The 16,169-nt window shown below is 59.3% G+C and carries 16 protein-coding genes; 5 read left to right on the top strand and 11 right to left on the bottom strand.

Annotated elements, in window-relative coordinates; genetic code table 11:
* Positions 1-22: 22 nt before the first annotated feature.
* On the bottom strand, positions 23-859 hold the full coding sequence (locus ACTJKV_RS08985; RefSeq protein ID WP_274103805.1) for a branched-chain amino acid ABC transporter permease: 837 nt from the start codon (positions 857-859) through the stop codon (positions 23-25).
* Between the two features lie 121 nt (positions 860-980).
* On the opposite strand from ACTJKV_RS08985, the gene ACTJKV_RS08980 reads away from it, so the two are divergent.
* Both ACTJKV_RS08980 and ACTJKV_RS08975 read left to right on the top strand, forming a co-directional pair.
* Entirely contained in the window at positions 981-1,532 is a 552-nt protein-coding gene (locus ACTJKV_RS08980) for a CGNR zinc finger domain-containing protein (protein WP_113225419.1), read from the top strand.
* A complete protein-coding gene (locus tag ACTJKV_RS08975; protein WP_274103742.1) occupies positions 1,529-2,029 on the top strand; it encodes a hypothetical protein in 501 nt (166 codons plus the stop codon). Before ACTJKV_RS08980 ends, ACTJKV_RS08975 begins: the two co-directional genes overlap by 4 nt.
* Before the next feature lie 99 nt (positions 2,030-2,128).
* Here the strand turns inward: ACTJKV_RS08975 and ndk are convergent, their stop codons facing one another.
* From ndk to ACTJKV_RS08960, 3 genes are all read right to left on the bottom strand, one after another.
* Entirely contained in the window at positions 2,129-2,551 is a 423-nt protein-coding gene (ndk, locus tag ACTJKV_RS08970) for a nucleoside-diphosphate kinase (protein WP_062425595.1), read from the bottom strand.
* Between the two features lie 102 nt (positions 2,552-2,653).
* A complete protein-coding gene (locus ACTJKV_RS08965) occupies positions 2,654-3,343 on the bottom strand; it encodes a glutathione S-transferase family protein (protein ID WP_162686475.1) in 690 nt (229 codons plus the stop codon).
* 116 nt (positions 3,344-3,459) lie between these two features.
* Complete coding sequence (locus tag ACTJKV_RS08960) at positions 3,460-4,218, bottom strand: class I SAM-dependent methyltransferase (RefSeq protein ID WP_112359620.1); 759 nt, start codon at positions 4,216-4,218, stop codon at positions 3,460-3,462.
* A gap of 114 nt (positions 4,219-4,332) precedes the next feature.
* Here ACTJKV_RS08960 and ACTJKV_RS08955 point away from each other — a divergent pair, with 114 nt between their 5' ends.
* The 3 genes from ACTJKV_RS08955 (at position 4,333) to ACTJKV_RS08945 (ending at position 8,181) form a co-directional block, all read left to right on the top strand.
* On the top strand, positions 4,333-6,216 hold the full coding sequence (locus ACTJKV_RS08955) for an ABC-F family ATP-binding cassette domain-containing protein (protein WP_440598613.1): 1,884 nt from the start codon (positions 4,333-4,335) through the stop codon (positions 6,214-6,216).
* A gap of 96 nt (positions 6,217-6,312) precedes the next feature.
* A complete protein-coding gene (locus ACTJKV_RS08950; RefSeq protein WP_112359618.1) occupies positions 6,313-7,155 on the top strand; it encodes a polysaccharide deacetylase family protein in 843 nt (280 codons plus the stop codon).
* A 99-nt stretch (positions 7,156-7,254) separates the two neighbouring features.
* On the top strand, positions 7,255-8,181 hold the full coding sequence (locus ACTJKV_RS08945) for a Gfo/Idh/MocA family protein (RefSeq protein ID WP_274103743.1): 927 nt from the start codon (positions 7,255-7,257) through the stop codon (positions 8,179-8,181).
* Between the two features lie 146 nt (positions 8,182-8,327).
* On the opposite strand, the gene ACTJKV_RS08940 is transcribed toward ACTJKV_RS08945, so the two are convergent.
* The 7 genes from ACTJKV_RS08940 to ACTJKV_RS08910 are packed head-to-tail and all read right to left on the bottom strand — an operon-like array spanning position 8,328 to position 16,052.
* Positions 8,328-9,038, bottom strand: a complete 711-nt coding sequence (locus ACTJKV_RS08940) for a ribonuclease activity regulator RraA (protein WP_062425600.1) — start codon at positions 9,036-9,038, stop codon at positions 8,328-8,330.
* A gap of 33 nt (positions 9,039-9,071) precedes the next feature.
* Positions 9,072-9,872, bottom strand: a complete 801-nt coding sequence (locus ACTJKV_RS08935) for an NAD-dependent epimerase/dehydratase family protein (RefSeq protein ID WP_274103744.1) — start codon at positions 9,870-9,872, stop codon at positions 9,072-9,074.
* A 12-nt stretch (positions 9,873-9,884) separates the two neighbouring features.
* On the bottom strand, positions 9,885-11,609 hold the full coding sequence (gene araD / locus ACTJKV_RS08930) for an L-arabinonate dehydratase (RefSeq protein ID WP_274103745.1): 1,725 nt from the start codon (positions 11,607-11,609) through the stop codon (positions 9,885-9,887).
* 1 nt (position 11,610) lies between these two features.
* Entirely contained in the window at positions 11,611-12,693 is a 1,083-nt protein-coding gene (locus ACTJKV_RS08925) for an ABC transporter ATP-binding protein (RefSeq protein WP_274103746.1), read from the bottom strand.
* Between the two features lie 22 nt (positions 12,694-12,715).
* Positions 12,716-13,759, bottom strand: a complete 1,044-nt coding sequence (locus ACTJKV_RS08920; protein WP_274103747.1) for a carbohydrate ABC transporter permease — start codon at positions 13,757-13,759, stop codon at positions 12,716-12,718.
* Complete coding sequence (locus ACTJKV_RS08915) at positions 13,752-14,720, bottom strand: carbohydrate ABC transporter permease (protein WP_274103748.1); 969 nt, start codon at positions 14,718-14,720, stop codon at positions 13,752-13,754. Before ACTJKV_RS08915 ends, ACTJKV_RS08920 begins: the two co-directional genes overlap by 8 nt.
* Positions 14,721-14,777: 57 nt before the next feature.
* Entirely contained in the window at positions 14,778-16,052 is a 1,275-nt protein-coding gene (locus ACTJKV_RS08910) for an ABC transporter substrate-binding protein (protein ID WP_111847825.1), read from the bottom strand.
* Positions 16,053-16,169 lie beyond the last annotated feature (117 nt).

The raw sequence follows: 16,169 nt of genomic DNA, 5'->3' as shown, positions 1-16,169 counted from the left end.
TTATGTTCGGCCATAATCCCTGTCACAATACAGGACGTTCGCTGCGCGCCGCGATCAGCCACAGGATCAGCATGAGGAGGACACCGGCATCGCGCCACGTGACGGCTCCGTAGGCTGACCAGAACGTCTCCGCGACACCAATGGCGGCAGCGCCTGCTGCGGATTTCAGCGGGCTCGAATATCCGCCGGCAGCAGAGATCAAGACGACTTTCAAGCCGAACGTGAGACCCGCGCCGAAATCCATATTGCCGTAATAAAAGGTGGCGAGCACCCCGCAAACCGAGGCAACGAGCGCTGCGGCACAGTATGAAAGCAGAAACACCCTGCCCGCATTCACTCCCATCATTTTCGCTGCGAAGGCATCTTCGGAAACGGCCCTCCACTGCCTGCCGAACTGAGACGAGCGAAGGAACAGCCAGCCAGCCGCGATCAGAGCGCAAAAGCAGGCGGAGTTCAAAATCTGCATCGGCGTCGTCGTGACGAAGAAATCGCCCTGTTGCCAGAGCCGGACTGGATCGTTGAAGAGCGGAGGTAACCAGAGCGAACGGGTGTCGGCTGCAAGTCTTGCACTCTCCATCAGCGCAATCAGCGACCCGATCGACGCCACCGTGACCGCGTTGGGCGTGGCTCGGGCAAGAGGTCGCATCACCGCGCGGCCAATCAGAAAGCCTGCCCATAGTCCGCCGAAGAGACCAGCGACCGCCCCGAAGGCCAATGTGGCAGCAAGGGTCAACCAAAGCCGGTTCCAGCCAAAATCGGCAAAGAGCAGACAGGTCAGTCCGGCAAAAGCAAAAATTCCCCCAAAGGTGACATCGGCACGCTTGGTGATGGCAAAGGCGATGGCATAGCCGAAGGCCAGCGCGGCTTAGAGAGCTGCAATCGGAACCGCGTTCAGAATCTGCTGCAGAAAATAGGCCATCTCAGCCCTCCCCACCGCCAATCTAACTGGTAAAACTGATTTTACCAGTTATAATTATGTCATGACCTTCACTTGGACACCGCATCGATTTTCCGGCGGAGCGCTCGCTCTGGATGTCGCCAACACCGTTATTCTACGCGGTGATGCCGACCGCTCGATCGACCGTTTCGCCAGCAGCGAGCAAATCGAAAGCTTTTGCGAGGCGGCCGTTGCGATGTGTGCCGAAAGAGAAGGCATGCCCACTGCCTTACGACCGCCGCCTGTGGAATCGGAAGATGTGCTGATCGATCTGAGGGAGGCGACAGATCGCTACTTTCGCACTGCGATTGCCACAGGGGAGGAAGACAACGCGCTGCTTGCCGATCTTCTCAGTGCCTGCGCCGCGGCGCTGAGGACGGCGAAAGCGGACGAACTGGCCGCGGCAACGGCCCACTCCGTACTGTACTTGATTCACGGCTCTGATCGCAGTCGCATGCGCATCTGCACCAATTGCGGCTGGCTGTTTCTCGACCGCAGCAAGAACCGCAGCCGGATCTGGTGCGACATGGCGGTCTGCGGCAACCGGCGCAAGGCGAGCCGCCATTACAAGCGCAAGAAGGAGACCCCAGAATGAGATGGTTGACCCTATCCTTCATTCTGCTTGCGCTTGCAGGATGCCAGCGTGAAGAGCAAAGGGATGTCGCAAAAATTTCCGGGCGCATGTTCGTCTTCAACTACCGCGTCGCGGTGGCAACCTATCTCGTCACGCTTCAAGCACAGGTACCGATAGAAGAAGGAAGCGTGATAGAGGCGGAGTTCGAGAACCCGCGTGGCGGCGATGCACTGACGGTCTCCGAACGACTTTTTCCCAAGAATTCGAAGATTGTTCTTCAGAGCCCACCGGTGGAATGCGTCAGGCAGGACCGGCCCTACACGGTAACGATCCGCTTGAGAGCGCCCGATCGGCATGTGATGCAGACACTTGAAACCAAGGTGACATCCGACACGGATCAATCGCAGCTTCCGGCAAAGCCGCTTGTGGTCGGTCCCCTCTATACCCCAAACCCAGAGGTGTTTCGCAGTGACGGCACGACGGACATGAAGCCAGTTCAAAACTGCCCGGTGCCCTAGAATTGGCCCGATCAGCATCTGCGGCAGAGAACGAAAACAAAAAAACGGGGCCGTTGCGGGCCCCGTTTTCAGAAACACTCAGCTTTGCAGCCGATAGGATCAGCCGACGATTTCGGTTTCAGCGAACCAGTAAGCGATTTCCTGGGCAGCGGTTTCCGGAGCATCCGAACCGTGGACCGAGTTCTCGCCGATGGAGAGAGCGAAGGTCTTGCGGATGGTGCCTTCGGCAGCCTGCGCAGGGTTGGTTGCGCCCATGATTTCGCGGTTCTTGAGGATGGCGTTTTCGCCTTCCAGAACCTGAACGATGGTCGGGCCGGAGGTCATGCCTTCAACCAGTTCGCCGAAGAAAGGACGTTCCTTGTGAACAGCGTAGAAGCCTTCTGCTTCGCGCTTGCTCATCCAGACGCGCTTGGATGCGATAACGCGCAGGCCGTTTTCTTCAAAAACCTTGGTGATGGCGCCAGTGAGGTTACGCTTGGTTGCGTCCGGCTTGATCATCGAGAATGTGCGTTCAATCGCCATTATTGCGGTTCCTTGTCATAGAAAGAAAGTGGGCGGTGTTTACCCGCCCAAACGCCCGAAAACAAGGGGGCTCTCCGCAATTGGCATGCGCCGCGCGACATTTCACGCCGCTGTCACACTGCGCCCCTTCGCGCCGTGCAGATCGAGGCAGCGCTCGAACCAGTCGCGAACGGGATCCTTGGCGGCGAAGAGGTCAACACCGCTCGCGACCCTCGACCACTGAAGCGCGCCGAAGACGATGTAGTCGGAAAAGAGCGGGCTCTCACCACCAAGGAACGGCTGGCGGCCGAGCATCTTGCGAATGGGTTCAAGGCGAGCAGGAAAAGCGGCAATCTCCGCATCGCGTTCGGCAATCACCTCTTCCAGCGCGGCACCCAGCGCTTTGGTCCGGCTCTCGCGGAAATAGGCCTGGTCCTGGTCGTCCAGCATGTCGTGAATATCGAGAAGTGCGATCCTGACGATGGCCGGATGGAGCTGCGTCTGCGACCAGCTTTCGACGAACCGAGACAATGCCTTGCCGCCCTCCCCGTTGAACAGCGATGGCTGGTCGGGATAGGCCTCATCGAGATAGACCGCGATTTCGAAGCTGTCCTTTACCAGTCTGTCTCCGTCACGCAGGACAGGCACGGTTTTCGAAAAACCGTTTTCGATGCCGGGTATGGCGGTGAAGGCGAGCGGACGCTCTTCGAAATCCAGCCCCTTATGCGCCAGCGACAAAACGGTTTTCCAGCAATGGGGCGAGAACGGACGGCTGATGTCACGGCCGCATAGCGTGTAAAGCGTAATCGACATGGTCACTCCTGTTTTTCTGACGCCATTGAACAGGCTGATGCGGCGAAAATCAAACCACGAGTCTTCATGCCAGCCATCACGGAGTTTGAAGAGACGTTGTTCTCATGAAGCGAAGGTCAGAACCTGTAGAGGAAAAGCCTCGTGCGACGAGCATCATCGACCTCCAGGATCGTGACTGGCGCCACACCCGGGACCTCGAAACTGTTGGAGACCAGGATCGTTCCCGGACGCATCGCCGCCTTTGCCTTTTCGTAAAGGCCGGGCATCGGTACGGGCGACAGGAAGCAGTAGGCCACATCATATTGGGAAAGATCCGCATCCCACAGGCTCTCATAGAGGATCGCCGCATTGGGACGGCGGATGAACGCTACCCAGAGCTTGGAGACCAATGTCAGGAGCGGTGCCGTCTCATAACCGTCCACCTGAACGGTGGGATGATGCTTCGCCAAGAAGGTAACGATGCCGCCGGCACCACTGCCCAGATCGGCAACGCGGCGGGCATTTTCCCGCGCCACAAGATCGCCGATCGCCCTCCAGGTCTGGCGATTGGTCATGTAGAACGGCACCTGTTCCTTCGCACCATTCCAGAAGACCAGCACGCAGGCGATGAAAGCGAGGCCATAGGCCCAGGCCGGGACGACGTCATTGTAGACGACGGCGAAGGGCAGAAGGATTTGCACCGGCAGCCAGAACCACCAGAGGCCAAGAAGCCGCCCGATCAGCGCCGACAGAAGGCCCTGTATCAGCAGGATTTCGAAAAGCCCAAATGGCAGCCGCCAGCCCATGCGCTGCACAAGAATGAAACCACCGAGCACGATCGCCTGAGACAGGACGAGCCTGACAAGGTTCAAGATGGGCTGGAGAATTCGGCTCATGAATAGGTTCTTCGTGACGGCATGGCAACCTCCCCTGTCTAGAAGGCCATGATGGCGCGGGGCTTGCCTCTCTCCCATCTTGCAAGCGCCAGTAAACTCGGCCAAAAGGCTGGCATGATCACGATTACCGACCTTTCCGCCCGTATTGCAGGCCGCCTGCTTCTCGACAATGCCAGCGTCTCGCTGCCGGACGGCGTGAAGGCCGGTCTTGTGGGGCGCAATGGTGCTGGGAAATCGACGCTGTTTCGCGTCATCACCGGCGATCTCGGCTCTGAAAGTGGCAGCGTCACCATTCCAAAGCATGCGCGCATCGGCCAGGTGGCGCAGGAAGCACCGGGGACGGAAGATTCGCTGATCTCCATCGTGCTTGCGGCCGACAAGGAGCGCGCAGCGCTGCTGCAGGAATCCGAAACGGCGACGGATCCGAACAGGATTGCGGAAATCCAGATGCGACTTGTCGATATCGACGCCCATTCGGCAGAGGCGCGCGCATCGGCCATTCTTGCCGGTCTCGGTTTCGATCAGGAGGCGCAGTTGCGCCCCGCCTCTTCCTTCTCCGGCGGCTGGCGCATGCGCGTGGCACTCGCCTCGGTTCTCTTCGCCGAGCCCGATCTTCTGCTGCTCGACGAACCGACCAACTATCTCGACCTTGAAGGCACGCTGTGGCTGGAAGACTATATCCGTCGCTATCCCCACACCGTCATCATCATCAGCCACGACCGCGATCTTTTGAACAATGCCGTCAATTCGATCATCCATCTGGATCAGAAGAAGCTGACCTTCTATCGCGGCGGCTATGATTCCTTCGAGCGGCAGAAGGCGGAAGCCGACGAGTTGCAGATGAAGGCGAAGGTGAAGAGCGATGCCGCGCGCAAGCATCTGCAAAGCTATATTGACCGTTTCCGCTACAAGGCCTCCAAGGCCAAGCAGGCGCAAAGCCGCATCAAGGCGCTGGAGCGGATGGGCACGGTTGCCGCCGTTATCGAGGATCACGTTCAGCCCATCACCTTTCCGGAGCCGGAAAAGCAGCCCGCCTCGCCGATTGTCGCGATCCAGAGCGGTGTCGTCGGTTACGAACCGGGCAAGCCGATCCTCAAAGGTCTGAACTTGCGCATCGACAATGACGACCGTATCGCCCTGCTCGGCTCCAACGGTAACGGCAAATCCACCTTCGCCAAGTTCATTTCCGGCCGCCTGCCAGCACAGGCGGGAGATCTGCGTATCGCGCCGGGCCTGAAGATCGGCTTCTTTGCCCAGCACCAGCTGGACGATCTGGTGCCCAACGAAACGCCGGTTGAGCATGTGCGCAAGCTGATGCCGCAGGCGGCGGAAGCGCAGGTGCGCTCACGCGTTGCGCAGATGGGCCTTGCGACGGAAAAGATGTCGACCGCTGCCAAGGATTTGTCGGGTGGTGAGAAAGCCCGTCTGCTGATGGGGCTTGCGGCCTTCCACGCGCCGAACCTGCTGATCCTCGACGAGCCGACCAACCATCTCGATATCGACAGCCGTCGCGCGCTGATCGAGGCCCTGAATGATTACGATGGTGCCGTGATCCTGATTTCGCACGACAGGCATCTCATCGAAGCCACCGTAGACCGTCTCTGGCTGGTCAACAACGGCACGGTGACGAGCTTCGAAGGCGATATGGAAGAGTATCGCGACATCGTCATCGCCTCCGGCAAGAAGAAGGATGAGAAGGTCGAAACCGCAAGTGATCAGGCGTCCAAGGCGGATCAGCGCAAAGCCAATGCCGAAAAGCGCGCGCAGCTTGCGCCGCTGAAGAAAAAGATCAACGAAATCGAATCCTTCACGGCAAAGCTTGAGAAACAGATTCAAGCGCTCGACACGGAGCTTGCCGATCCGACGCTGTATGAAAAGGCGCCGGCCAAAGCAGCAGAAAAGGTCAAGCAGCGCGGTGAAGCGGCGGCCAAACTTTCCGCGGCAGAAGAACAGTGGCTGTTGTTGTCCAGCGAATATGAAGAAGCCATGGCTGGATAAATCAAACGTTACTTTCCAGCAAGGGAAGTAACGCGCCGTTAACCATAATCATAGAAAGCTCGGCAACAACGTCACCCCTGATTTGCCGAGCTTTTCATGCGCTTCTCCCCACTCTTCGTGTCCGCAGCCATTGCGCTGTGCCTTTCCAGTTGCGCAGGTAAGCCGCAGGCCGAAGGGTCGCTGAAAAGCTCCTTCGCCGCTACCATGCCCGACAATCCCGCGGCAGGTGCACATGATCCGATCGCGCTATCGCCAGCGGCATGGATGCGTCCTCGCAATCCGATGGGCCTAGCCGGTCGCGACATCGAGGTGTCATCGCTGAAAGACATCGCGCTTGCCAATAAGGAAGTCGTGCTGAGTTTCGACGATGGCCCGGTGCCGGGCAAGACAGAGCGGATTCTCGCAACGTTGGACGAGTTCGGCGTGAAGGCCACTTTCCTGATGGTTGGCGAAATGGCACAGACCTATCCAGACATCGCCAAGAAGGTCGTTGCGGAAGGGCATACAATCGGCAGCCACACCTTCAGCCATCCGAACCTGCGCAACCTGACCTTCGACCGGGCGCTGGCGGAAGTGGCGAAGGGTGAAAAGGCCGTCGCTAAGGCAACGGAGACGGATGCGATGTTCTTCCGCTTCCCTTACCTGTCGGACAATCGCAACCTCCGGCACATGGTGTCCGAGCGCGGTCTCGTCATCATGGACGTCCAGGTCGATTCCAAGGATTATTTCTCCGATACACCTGCCGTCGTCGCGTCCCGCACGATTGCCGCCCTCCGACATCGTGGCAGCGGCATCATCCTGATGCATGACATCCACAAGCGAACAGCAACCATGCTACCCGCTCTGCTGACCCAGTTGAAGGCCGAAGGCTACAAGGTGGTGCACCTTGTCTACAAGAAGCCGGTCGGCAAGCCGCTGCTCGTCGCATCCACAAGCTGATTTTGCGGCGACGGCACCGAGCAACGGCTTGCCCGCCCGCCCGTTTCTGATACAAGGCATAAAGTATTATTTTTAGAGCATCACACGGGTCTTAAAAGCATGTCAGCCATCAAGCTTGCCATCGTCGGCGTCGGCAAAATCGTTCGCGACCAGCATCTTCCAGCCATTGCCGCCAATGCGGATTTCGAGCTTATCGCGACGGCCAGCCGCCATGGTACCGTCGAAGGCGTCCCGTGCTATCACACGATCGAGGAACTGATCGGAGCCGTGCCGGACGTGACCGCCGTGTCGCTCTGCATGCCGCCGCAATATCGCTACGAGGCTGCCTATACCGCGCTCAACGCTGGTAAGCATGTGTTCCTTGAAAAGCCGCCCGGTGCGACCCTTTCGGAAGTGCAGGATCTCGTTCGCCTGGCGGACTCAAAGGGTCTTTCGCTGTTTGCAAGCTGGCATTCGCGCTACGCTCCGGCTGTCGAAGCAGCAAAGAGCTTTCTGGCATCCACCAAGATCAACAGCGTTCATGTCATCTGGAAGGAAGATGTGCGCCACTGGCATCCGAACCAGGAATGGATCTGGCAGGCTGGCGGTCTCGGTGTCTTCGACCCCGGCATCAACGCGCTGTCGATCATCACCCATATCCTGCCGCGCGCGCTGTTCATCACCAAGGCGACACTGGAATTCCCGGAAAATCGTGACGCACCGATTGCCGCCGATATCCACTTCTCCGACGTGACGAAGATGCCGGTGCATGCCGAGTTCGACTGGCGTCAGACGGGCAAGCAGAGCTGGGATATCGTCGCAGAAACGGAAGCCGGTCAGATGGTTCTGTCCGAAGGCGCCGCGAAGCTTTCGATCAATGGCGAACTGACATTTGCAGAGCCGGAGCGCGAATACCCTGCCCTGTACGAGCGCTTTGCCGAGATCATCAAGGCCAAGTCATCCGACGTCGATCTCGCACCGCTGACCCACGTCGCCGATGCGTTTCTGCTCGGTCGCCACAAGTTCGTGGATTCCTTCTACGACTAATAGCGGTCGTCGACGAGTTTAGCCGATGGACAAATGGCCGGGACGAACCCGGCCATTTTCTTTATGAATGATCTCGCTTAGAGCGCCGTGCTTTCCGAAAATCGGCTTCGATTTTCGGGCCGACGCTGTAGGGCCTTGCCCGAAGGTCAACGACCGTTTTCCTTGCGCCATGCTGCAAAAGCGGTCTGGTGCTCGTCCTTCGTGCAGGGATAGAGGCCGATAATCGTTTCGCCTGCCTTGACCCGTTCCACGACAAAGTCCTCGTAAGCGGTCATTTCTACGGCTTCGGTCGCAATTTCATCGGCAATACCGGCGGGGATGACGATAACGCAATCCGCATCGCCAACGATGATGTCGCCAGGGAAGACCGGCGCGTCGCCGCAGCCGATCGGGCCGTTGATCTCGATTGCTTCATGCTTGGTGAGGTTCGTCGGGCTGGACGGGCGGGTGTGGTAGGCCGGGATATCCAGCTCGGCAATGGTTGCCGCATCGCGAAAGCCGCCGTCGGAGACGATACCGGCACCGCCGCGCACCATCAAACGGGTGACGAGAATATCGCCGGCAGAGGCAGCACTTGCATCCTTGCGGCTATCCATGACCAGCACATGGCCTGGAGGGCAGGTCTCGATCGCCACGCGCTGCGGATGGGCAGGGTTGCGGAATTCGACGAGCTGATTGCGGTCTTCACGGGCCGGCATGTAGCGCAGTGTGAAGGCCGGGCCCACCATGTTCTTGCCCTTGTAACCAAGCGGGCGCACACCCTGGATGACCTGGTTGCGCAGGCCGCGCTTGTAAAGCGCCGTTGCCAGTGTCGCGACGGAAATCGTCGATAATTTTTCGCGGGTTTCGCTGTTCATAGTGTTCTCCTCGTCGTGACGGATGAAGGCTTTTCACGCCTTGTGAATGGGCTCGTCGATGAAGACGCCACCCTGATATTTCGCGATGGCCGCTTCCGGATCGGGGCGCGGCACGGTCCGTTCGATCTCCTCGCGGAACCGCGCGGCATTGTCACGCCGCTGCCAGCCGAGAAAATCGACATGTGAATTGTCCCACCAGGCATCATCATTGTCAGACACACCCCAGATCACCGGGCAGCCAAGCTTTGGCACGAGGAAAACGGCCTCGATCAGCGAGACGAAATCGTCATGGCTGAGCCAGGTGGAGAGCATGCGCCAATCCATCGGCTTTTCGGTGCAGGAACCGATCCGGACGATCGCCGTCTCCTGGCCGAACTTGGAATGATAGAGGCTCGCAATCGCCTCGCCGAAAATCTTCGACACGCCGTAAAGCCCGTCCGGCAGGAAGGGCATGTCTGCAGTGAGCTGAGCGCCTTGCGGATAGTAGCCGATCGTGTGATTGGTCGAAGCGAAGAGAATGCGTGGCTTCCCGTTCGCCCGCGCCGCTTCATAGAGATTGTAGACTCCGCGCAGATTGGCGTCCTCGATCGGGTCGTATGCCTTCTCGACCGAAATGCCGCCTAGATGAACGATGCCATCGCAATCCTTCACCAGATCGTGGACGGCCTCAGCATCCTCCAGCGCGCAACGCACCACTTCCTCGTGCGGTCCGGCGGGTGCGGCAATCTCCGCCACATCCGAAAGGCGGACGATTTCGGCAACCTGGCCGAGACGCCCGCGCAGCATTCTGCCAAGCTGGCCGCCGGCACCTGTGATCAGCAAACGCTTCATCATCGACCCAATCCTTTAGTAGATGTCCGGCTCGCCAGCGCTGTGGCCGAAATCCGTCTGGAGGAAGTCGAAGTCGCAACCCTCATCCGCCTGGGTCACATGCTTGGAGAAGAGATAGCCGTAGCCACGCTCATAACGCGGCGCTGGCGGCTGCCAGGCGGCACGGCGGCTTTCGATCTCCTCTTCGCTGACCAGCATATCGAGGCGACGTGCGGGCAGATCGAGGCGGACGATATCACCTGTCTTCAGAAGCGCGAGCGGGCCGCCAACAAAGCTTTCCGGCGCAACATGCAGCACGCAGGCGCCATAGGACGTGCCGGACATGCGGGCGTCGGAAATGCGCACCATGTCGCGGTGGCCCTTCTTGATCAGCGCTTTGGGGATGGGCAACATGCCCCACTCCGGAAAGCCCGGGCCACCCAGTGGTCCTGCATTGCGCAGCACCAGAACATGATCAGGGGTGACGTCAAGATTTTCATCGTCGATCGCCGCCTTCATTTCGGGATAGCTATCGAAGACGAGCGCTGGACCTTCATGGACATGGAACTTGGGATCGCTGGCCGCAGGCTTGATCACGGCACCATCCGGGCAGAGATTGCCACGAAGGACGGCAAGCGAACCCTCTGCATAGACGGGATTGTCGAGCGAGCGAATGACATCGTCGTTATAGACCTTGGCGCCTTCCAGGTTTTCACCCATGCTGCGACCGGTCACCGTCAAGGCTGAACAATCAAGGCGGCTTTCGATCTGCTTCATCAGAGCGCGCAGACCACCGGCAAAGTAGAAGTCCTCCATCAGATAGTCTTTGCCCGAGGGACGGACATTGGCGATCAGCGGGGTGACGCGGCCGAGCGCATCCAATTCGTCCAGCGTCATCGGCACGCCGGCGCGCCTAGCCATGGCGATCAGATGCACGACGGCGTTGGTGGAGCAGCCGGTTGCCATGGCAACGATCGCCGCATTGCGGAAGGCTGCCGCACTCAAAATCTTGTTTGGGGTCAGATCCTCGGCCACCATTTCCACGATGCGACGGCCGCAGGCCGCCGACATGCGCAGATGAGCTGAGTCCACGGCAGGGATCGAAGATGCACCCGGCAGCGTCAGACCAAGCGCATCGGTGATCGCGGTCATGGTGGAGGCCGTGCCCATGGTCATGCAGACGCCGGCGGAGCGCGCGATGCCGCCCTGGACGCCGCTCCACTCTTCATCGGTGACATTGCCTGCGCGGCGTTCGTCCCAGTATTTCCAGGCGTCAGAGCCGGAACCGAGTGTCTTGCCGGCATAGTTGCCGCTCAGCATCGGGCCAGCGGGCAAATAGATCATCGGAACGCCAGCGGAGATCGCACCCATGACGAGACCGGGTGTGGTCTTGTCACAGCCGCCCATCAGCACGACGCCATCGAGCGGATGAGAACGGATCATCTCTTCCGTCTCCATCGCCAGCATGTTGCGGTAAAGCATGGAGGTCGGCTTGGTAAAGCTCTCATCGACGGAGAGGGATGGCATCTCGACGGGGAAGCCGCCAGCCTGAAGAACGCCACGCTTCACGTCCTTCACTCGTTCGGGAAAATGCGAGTGACAGGTGTTGAGCTCCGACCACGTATTGAGGATGCCGATCACCGGCTTGCCGGCAAAATCCTCTTCGGAATAGCCAAGCTGCATCATGCGCGAGCGGTGGCCGAAACTGCGCAGGTCGTCGGGGGCAAACCAGCGGGCGGAGCGAAGCTTCTTCTCGGTCATGTCAAACGTCCTGCTTGAGCGTCAAGCCGCTCGTCGTATCGAAAAGGTGAACGTGCTCGAGCGGCGCGGCCATGCGGATCACCTCACCGGCTGCAGTGGAGGTTTGCCCGGACAGATGCAGCGTCACGGGCGTACCATCGCCCATATTGCCGTAGAGATAGGATTCTCCACCGAGCTGTTCGGCTGTGCGCACCGACATGGTGAGCGGTCCCTCACTGCCGTGCTTCACATGGTTGGGGCGAATGCCGAGCGTGACCTTCTGGCCGGGCACATAGGAAAAACCGGTCTGCGGCAGCGGGATCAGTTCTCCCGTGGCGATCTTCAGCAGAGGTGTCGGTCCGGAGATCACCTCGCCAGCGAAGAAGTTCATCTTTGGCGACCCGATGAAGCCTGCGACGAAGAGATTGGCAGGCCGATTGTAAAGATCGAGCGGGACGCCGAACTGCTCCAGCTTGCCAGCGCGAAGCACGGCGATCTTGTCGGCCATGGTCATGGCTTCCACCTGGTCGTGGGTGACGTAGATCATCGTATTGCCAAGACGCTTGTGCAGAGCGGAGATTTCGCCGCGCATATCGACGCGCAGCTCCGCGTCGAGGTTGGAAAGCGGCTCATCGAAAAGGAAGACGCGCGGTTCACGCACGACGGCACGACCGATGGCAACGCGCTGGCGCTGGCCGCCCGACAGATCCTTGGGGCGGCGCTCCAGAAGCTGATCGATCTGTAGCATCTTGGAAACCTGAGCGATCTTTTCGGCGATCGCCTTCTTCGGCGTGCCGATGTTTTCAAGGCCGAAGGAGAGGTTCTCGCGCACCGTCATATGCGGGTAAAGCGCGTAGGACTGGAACACCATGGCAAGACCGCGGTCGGCGGCTGGCACCGTGTTGACAACATCGCCACCGATGACGATATCGCCATCGGTCAGGGCTTCCAGGCCTGAAATCATGCGCAGAAGCGTTGACTTGCCACAGCCGGACGGTCCGACGAATACGCAGAATTCGCCGTGCTTGATATCGAGATCGATACCCTTGATCACATCGAGGGCGCCATATGTCTTTTTGACCTGACGAAGCTCAATACTTGCCATTGTCTTGTCTCCTCCCGAAGGATTATTTGCCGCCCGTCGATGCAATGCCGGTGGCGATGTATTTTTGTAGGAACATGAAGACCAGCGCGATGGGCGCGAGCGTCAGCACGGTCATGGCGAGCAGGTTGCTCCACTCCGTCGACATCTCTCCCTGGAAGGAATTCAGTGCCAGTTGCAGGGTGAAATTGTCGTTGCGGGTCAGCACGATCAGCGGCCAGAGGAAGTCGTTCCAGCGCCACATGACCGCGAGAATCGCAAGCACCGCAAGTGCCGGTGCAGAGAGCGGCAAGATGATGCGCCAGTAGATCTTCCACTCGCTGGCCTTATCCATGCGTGCCGCGTCGAGGATCTCATCGGGGATCGTCAGCATATATTGGCGCAGCAGGAACACGCCGGTCGGCGTGGCGGCACCGGGAATGATCACGCCCCAGAGACTGTTGATCATGCCAAGCTGGCTGGTGATGAGAAAGAGCGGCACGAGGACGACCGTCTGCGGGATCATCAAAGTGCCGACGACCATGGCGAGAACGGCACCCCTGCCCTTGAACTGATATTTCGACAGGGCAAAGGCCGCCATGGAATTGACGATCAGCATGATGACGGTGGACGTTACCGTGATGAAGACCGAGTTCCAGAAGTAGAGCGGGAAGTTGAAGCGCTGGAAAAGCTCGGTGTAGTTCTCCGTCGCCAGCGACACGCGCTCTGCCGGCTTCAACTCGTTGAACGGCATTTTTTGAATTTCGGCCGGCTTGGCCGGATCGATGACCTGCGCTACCAGGCCGATGCGCCGCACCATGCCCACCGTCTGGCCGTCCTTGGTGGTGTAGGCGGGAAGCGGCGCTTGCTGTCCCTCCACCACGACCGTCTCCTGCGAATAGGGCAGAAAACGCGGAGGAAAGCGCTGAAGGTCCGCTTCCGTCTTGAAGGACGACAGAACAAGCCAGACGACCGGGCCGAACATGATCAGAACGGCCATGCCAAGATAGGCGTAGGACAGCCAGTCGGTCCAGTGCAGCTTGCCATTGCGGCCGCGCGTGCGGGTCAGAAATGCACCAATCCTAGCCATCGACCTTGCTCCTGTTTGCCCGGAATTGTAGCGCGGTCAGCACCACGAGAACGACAGCGAGAAGCAGCGAGGCTGCGGCTGCAAGGCCGAAATTGCGGGGCGTTCCGGCAAAACCGGTCTGATAGATGTATTGAATGATGAAGGTCGTTGCCGAGCCTGGACCACCGCCGGTGAAGGCGAAGATTTCGTCGAAGGTCTGTACGCCCTTGATCAGCGACAGAACCAGCACGACGAGCATGGTCGGCGCCAGAAGCGGCATGGTGATGCGGCGGAAGATGCGCCAGGGGTTGGCCCTGTCGAGTTCTGCGGCCTCGTAGACGTCGCGCGGGATCGCCTGCAGACCGGCAAGCAGGATGAGCGTGTAAAAGCCCATATGCGCCCAGACCGAGAGAAAGACCGACCAGCCGAAGGCAAGGTTTGCTTCCAGCATCCAGTCGACAGAGCTCAAGCCCATCCCTTCCATCGCGGCATTCAGCACGCCGAAGCGCTGCAAGATCCACTTCCAGATCAGCGCCACGACGACGGGCGACAGAAGCACGGGGAAGAAGAACACGGCGCGGAAGAAACCACGGGCGCGGATATCGCGGTTGAGGATGATGGCGGTGATCAGCGAGAAGCCGACCATGAAGCCCACCTGCAGCACGACGAAGAGCAGCGTGTTCCATACCGAGCGCCAGAAGAGATCCTGCTGACAGGAATTCGGGTCGAGATAATTGCCGCAGGACATCAGCGCCGAGAAATTACCACCGCCGACGAAGGGGCGATCGGCAAGCATGATCTGCTCGGTGCCGGTCACCGAATAGGCGACGTTCAGCAGGATCGGCAGAAATGCGAAAACAGCAAAGAGTAACAGGTTAGGGGTGAGAAACACCCAGGCAATCCGTCGATGGCCGAGAACCTTCTGCAGGAAGGCGAATGGCAGTTCGACGATGCCCATCACTGGCGCAATAAATTTATACATGGGGCTCCTCCTTCGATCCGGCGCGGCGCGGGATGCGCCGCGCCGGAAGGCGATGGATCACTTCGCCTGTTTCAACATTTCCTCAACGTCCGTCTTGGCGCGTGCCATCGCTTCATCGACCGTGAGTTCGCCGACGATGGCCTGCGTGATACGCTGGACAGAGATGTTGAACATGGCGCGATTATTCTTGTAACCCTGGTAGGCGTAAGCAATCGGGCTGATGCCGGGGATCTGGTCGAGCCAGGCATTCATGGCCTTCTGCGTGGCAGGGGTCGCACCGGTATAGGTCACGCCCTTTTCCGCGATGGACTTCTTGGCCGGAACGTTGCGGGTGCGAACCGTGAAATCGAGATAGTTCTCGTCTTCAGCGAGGAAGTTCAGGATATCGGCAACGATTTTCGGGTTCTTGGTCTGCTTGAAACCGACAATACCGGTACCACCTGGCATGCCGGTGCAGGCAGCACCACCGCATGGCTGTGGTACGACTTCCCAGTCGAAGGCATCGCCCACCTGGCTGTCGAAGCGCGCGGTCTGCCAGCTGCCGGAATAGTAGTAGGCAAGCTGGCCGTTGATGAATTCCTGCGCGGCGTCGCGATAGGTGTTGCCGCCCTGCCCGGCCCAGACGTCACGCGCCATGGTACCGTTCTTGTTCCACTCGACGAACTTCTTCACGAAAGTCGTAAAGCCTTCATCGACCAGGATCGGTTTGCCTTCCGCGTCGAAAATCTTGGCGCCGTAGGAAATGGCCGGGCCGGCAATACGGTGGCCGGAACGGTCGATCGCCATCGGGTAAGGCGTGCTGGTGGCCTTGGCAACGGCAGTCGCAGCCTTTGCCCAATCGTCCATCGTCGCGTCCTTGCCGGGTACGGCAACATTGGCCTGATCGAAGAGCGTGCGATTGATGAAGGCGCCTGTGATGGTCAACTGCGTATGCATGCCGTAGATGCCCTTGTCTTCAGGGCCGCTGCGGTACCATTTCAGCACGTTGGAGAAATTGTCTTCCCAGTTCTTCGCGTCCACATAGGGCGTGAGATCGAGGTAATAACGGTTCAGGCCGCCAAGGTCGGTGACGGTGGCGAAGTCAGGGCCGCTGCCACCAGCGAGCTGAACGGGCAGACCTTCCAGCAGTGCCTTGTAAGGAACCACGTCGGTCACGATCTTCACGTCGGGATGCTGCTTTTCATAGCGTGCGAGAATGTCCTTCAGGATTTCGCAGCCATTGCCGTCATAGGCGCAGGTGAAGCGAACTTCCTGGGCAGCCTGAGCGCCACCCGCGAAAGACGCTGTGCCCAAGGCCAACGCCGCGAATGCGATTTTGTATTGACTGATCATCTGGTTTCCTCCCGTTCGATGATTGTGCTTTAGAGCGCCGAGCGTCCTTTGGGACGCACAAAGGACGCTCTACGCTTCAGATTTACGCATCGTGCATTCCGAAAATCGCTCCGATTC

Source organism: Agrobacterium sp. 22117 (genome assembly GCF_052045735.1).
Lineage (GTDB): Bacteria > Pseudomonadota > Alphaproteobacteria > Rhizobiales > Rhizobiaceae > Agrobacterium > Agrobacterium cavarae.
Note: the sequence above shows the minus strand (reverse complement) of the source record. Positions and strands in the feature narration are given on the sequence as shown.

Coding starts and splice junctions, on each gene's coding strand:
- ACTJKV_RS08935 (WP_274103744.1), bottom strand. CDS start 9,872: ATGATGAAGCGTTTGCTGATCACAGGTGCCGGCGGCCAGCTTGGCAGA.
- ACTJKV_RS08915 (WP_274103748.1), bottom strand. CDS start 14,720: ATGTATAAATTTATTGCGCCAGTGATGGGCATCGTCGAACTGCCATTC.
- ACTJKV_RS08960 (WP_112359620.1), bottom strand. CDS start 4,218: ATGAGCCGAATTCTCCAGCCCATCTTGAACCTTGTCAGGCTCGTCCTG.
- ACTJKV_RS08980 (WP_113225419.1), top strand. CDS start 981: ATGACCTTCACTTGGACACCGCATCGATTTTCCGGCGGAGCGCTCGCT.
- ACTJKV_RS08945 (WP_274103743.1), top strand. CDS start 7,255: ATGTCAGCCATCAAGCTTGCCATCGTCGGCGTCGGCAAAATCGTTCGC.
- ACTJKV_RS08940 (WP_062425600.1), bottom strand. CDS start 9,038: ATGAACAGCGAAACCCGCGAAAAATTATCGACGATTTCCGTCGCGACA.
- ACTJKV_RS08920 (WP_274103747.1), bottom strand. CDS start 13,759: ATGGCTAGGATTGGTGCATTTCTGACCCGCACGCGCGGCCGCAATGGC.
- ACTJKV_RS08950 (WP_112359618.1), top strand. CDS start 6,313: ATGCGCTTCTCCCCACTCTTCGTGTCCGCAGCCATTGCGCTGTGCCTT.
- ACTJKV_RS08910 (WP_111847825.1), bottom strand. CDS start 16,052: ATGATCAGTCAATACAAAATCGCATTCGCGGCGTTGGCCTTGGGCACA.
- ACTJKV_RS08975 (WP_274103742.1), top strand. CDS start 1,529: ATGAGATGGTTGACCCTATCCTTCATTCTGCTTGCGCTTGCAGGATGC.
- ACTJKV_RS08955 (WP_440598613.1), top strand. CDS start 4,333: ATGATCACGATTACCGACCTTTCCGCCCGTATTGCAGGCCGCCTGCTT.
- ACTJKV_RS08965 (WP_162686475.1), bottom strand. CDS start 3,343: ATGTCGATTACGCTTTACACGCTATGCGGCCGTGACATCAGCCGTCCG.
- ndk (WP_062425595.1), bottom strand. CDS start 2,551: ATGGCGATTGAACGCACATTCTCGATGATCAAGCCGGACGCAACCAAG.
- araD (WP_274103745.1), bottom strand. CDS start 11,609: ATGACCGAGAAGAAGCTTCGCTCCGCCCGCTGGTTTGCCCCCGACGAC.
- ACTJKV_RS08925 (WP_274103746.1), bottom strand. CDS start 12,693: ATGGCAAGTATTGAGCTTCGTCAGGTCAAAAAGACATATGGCGCCCTC.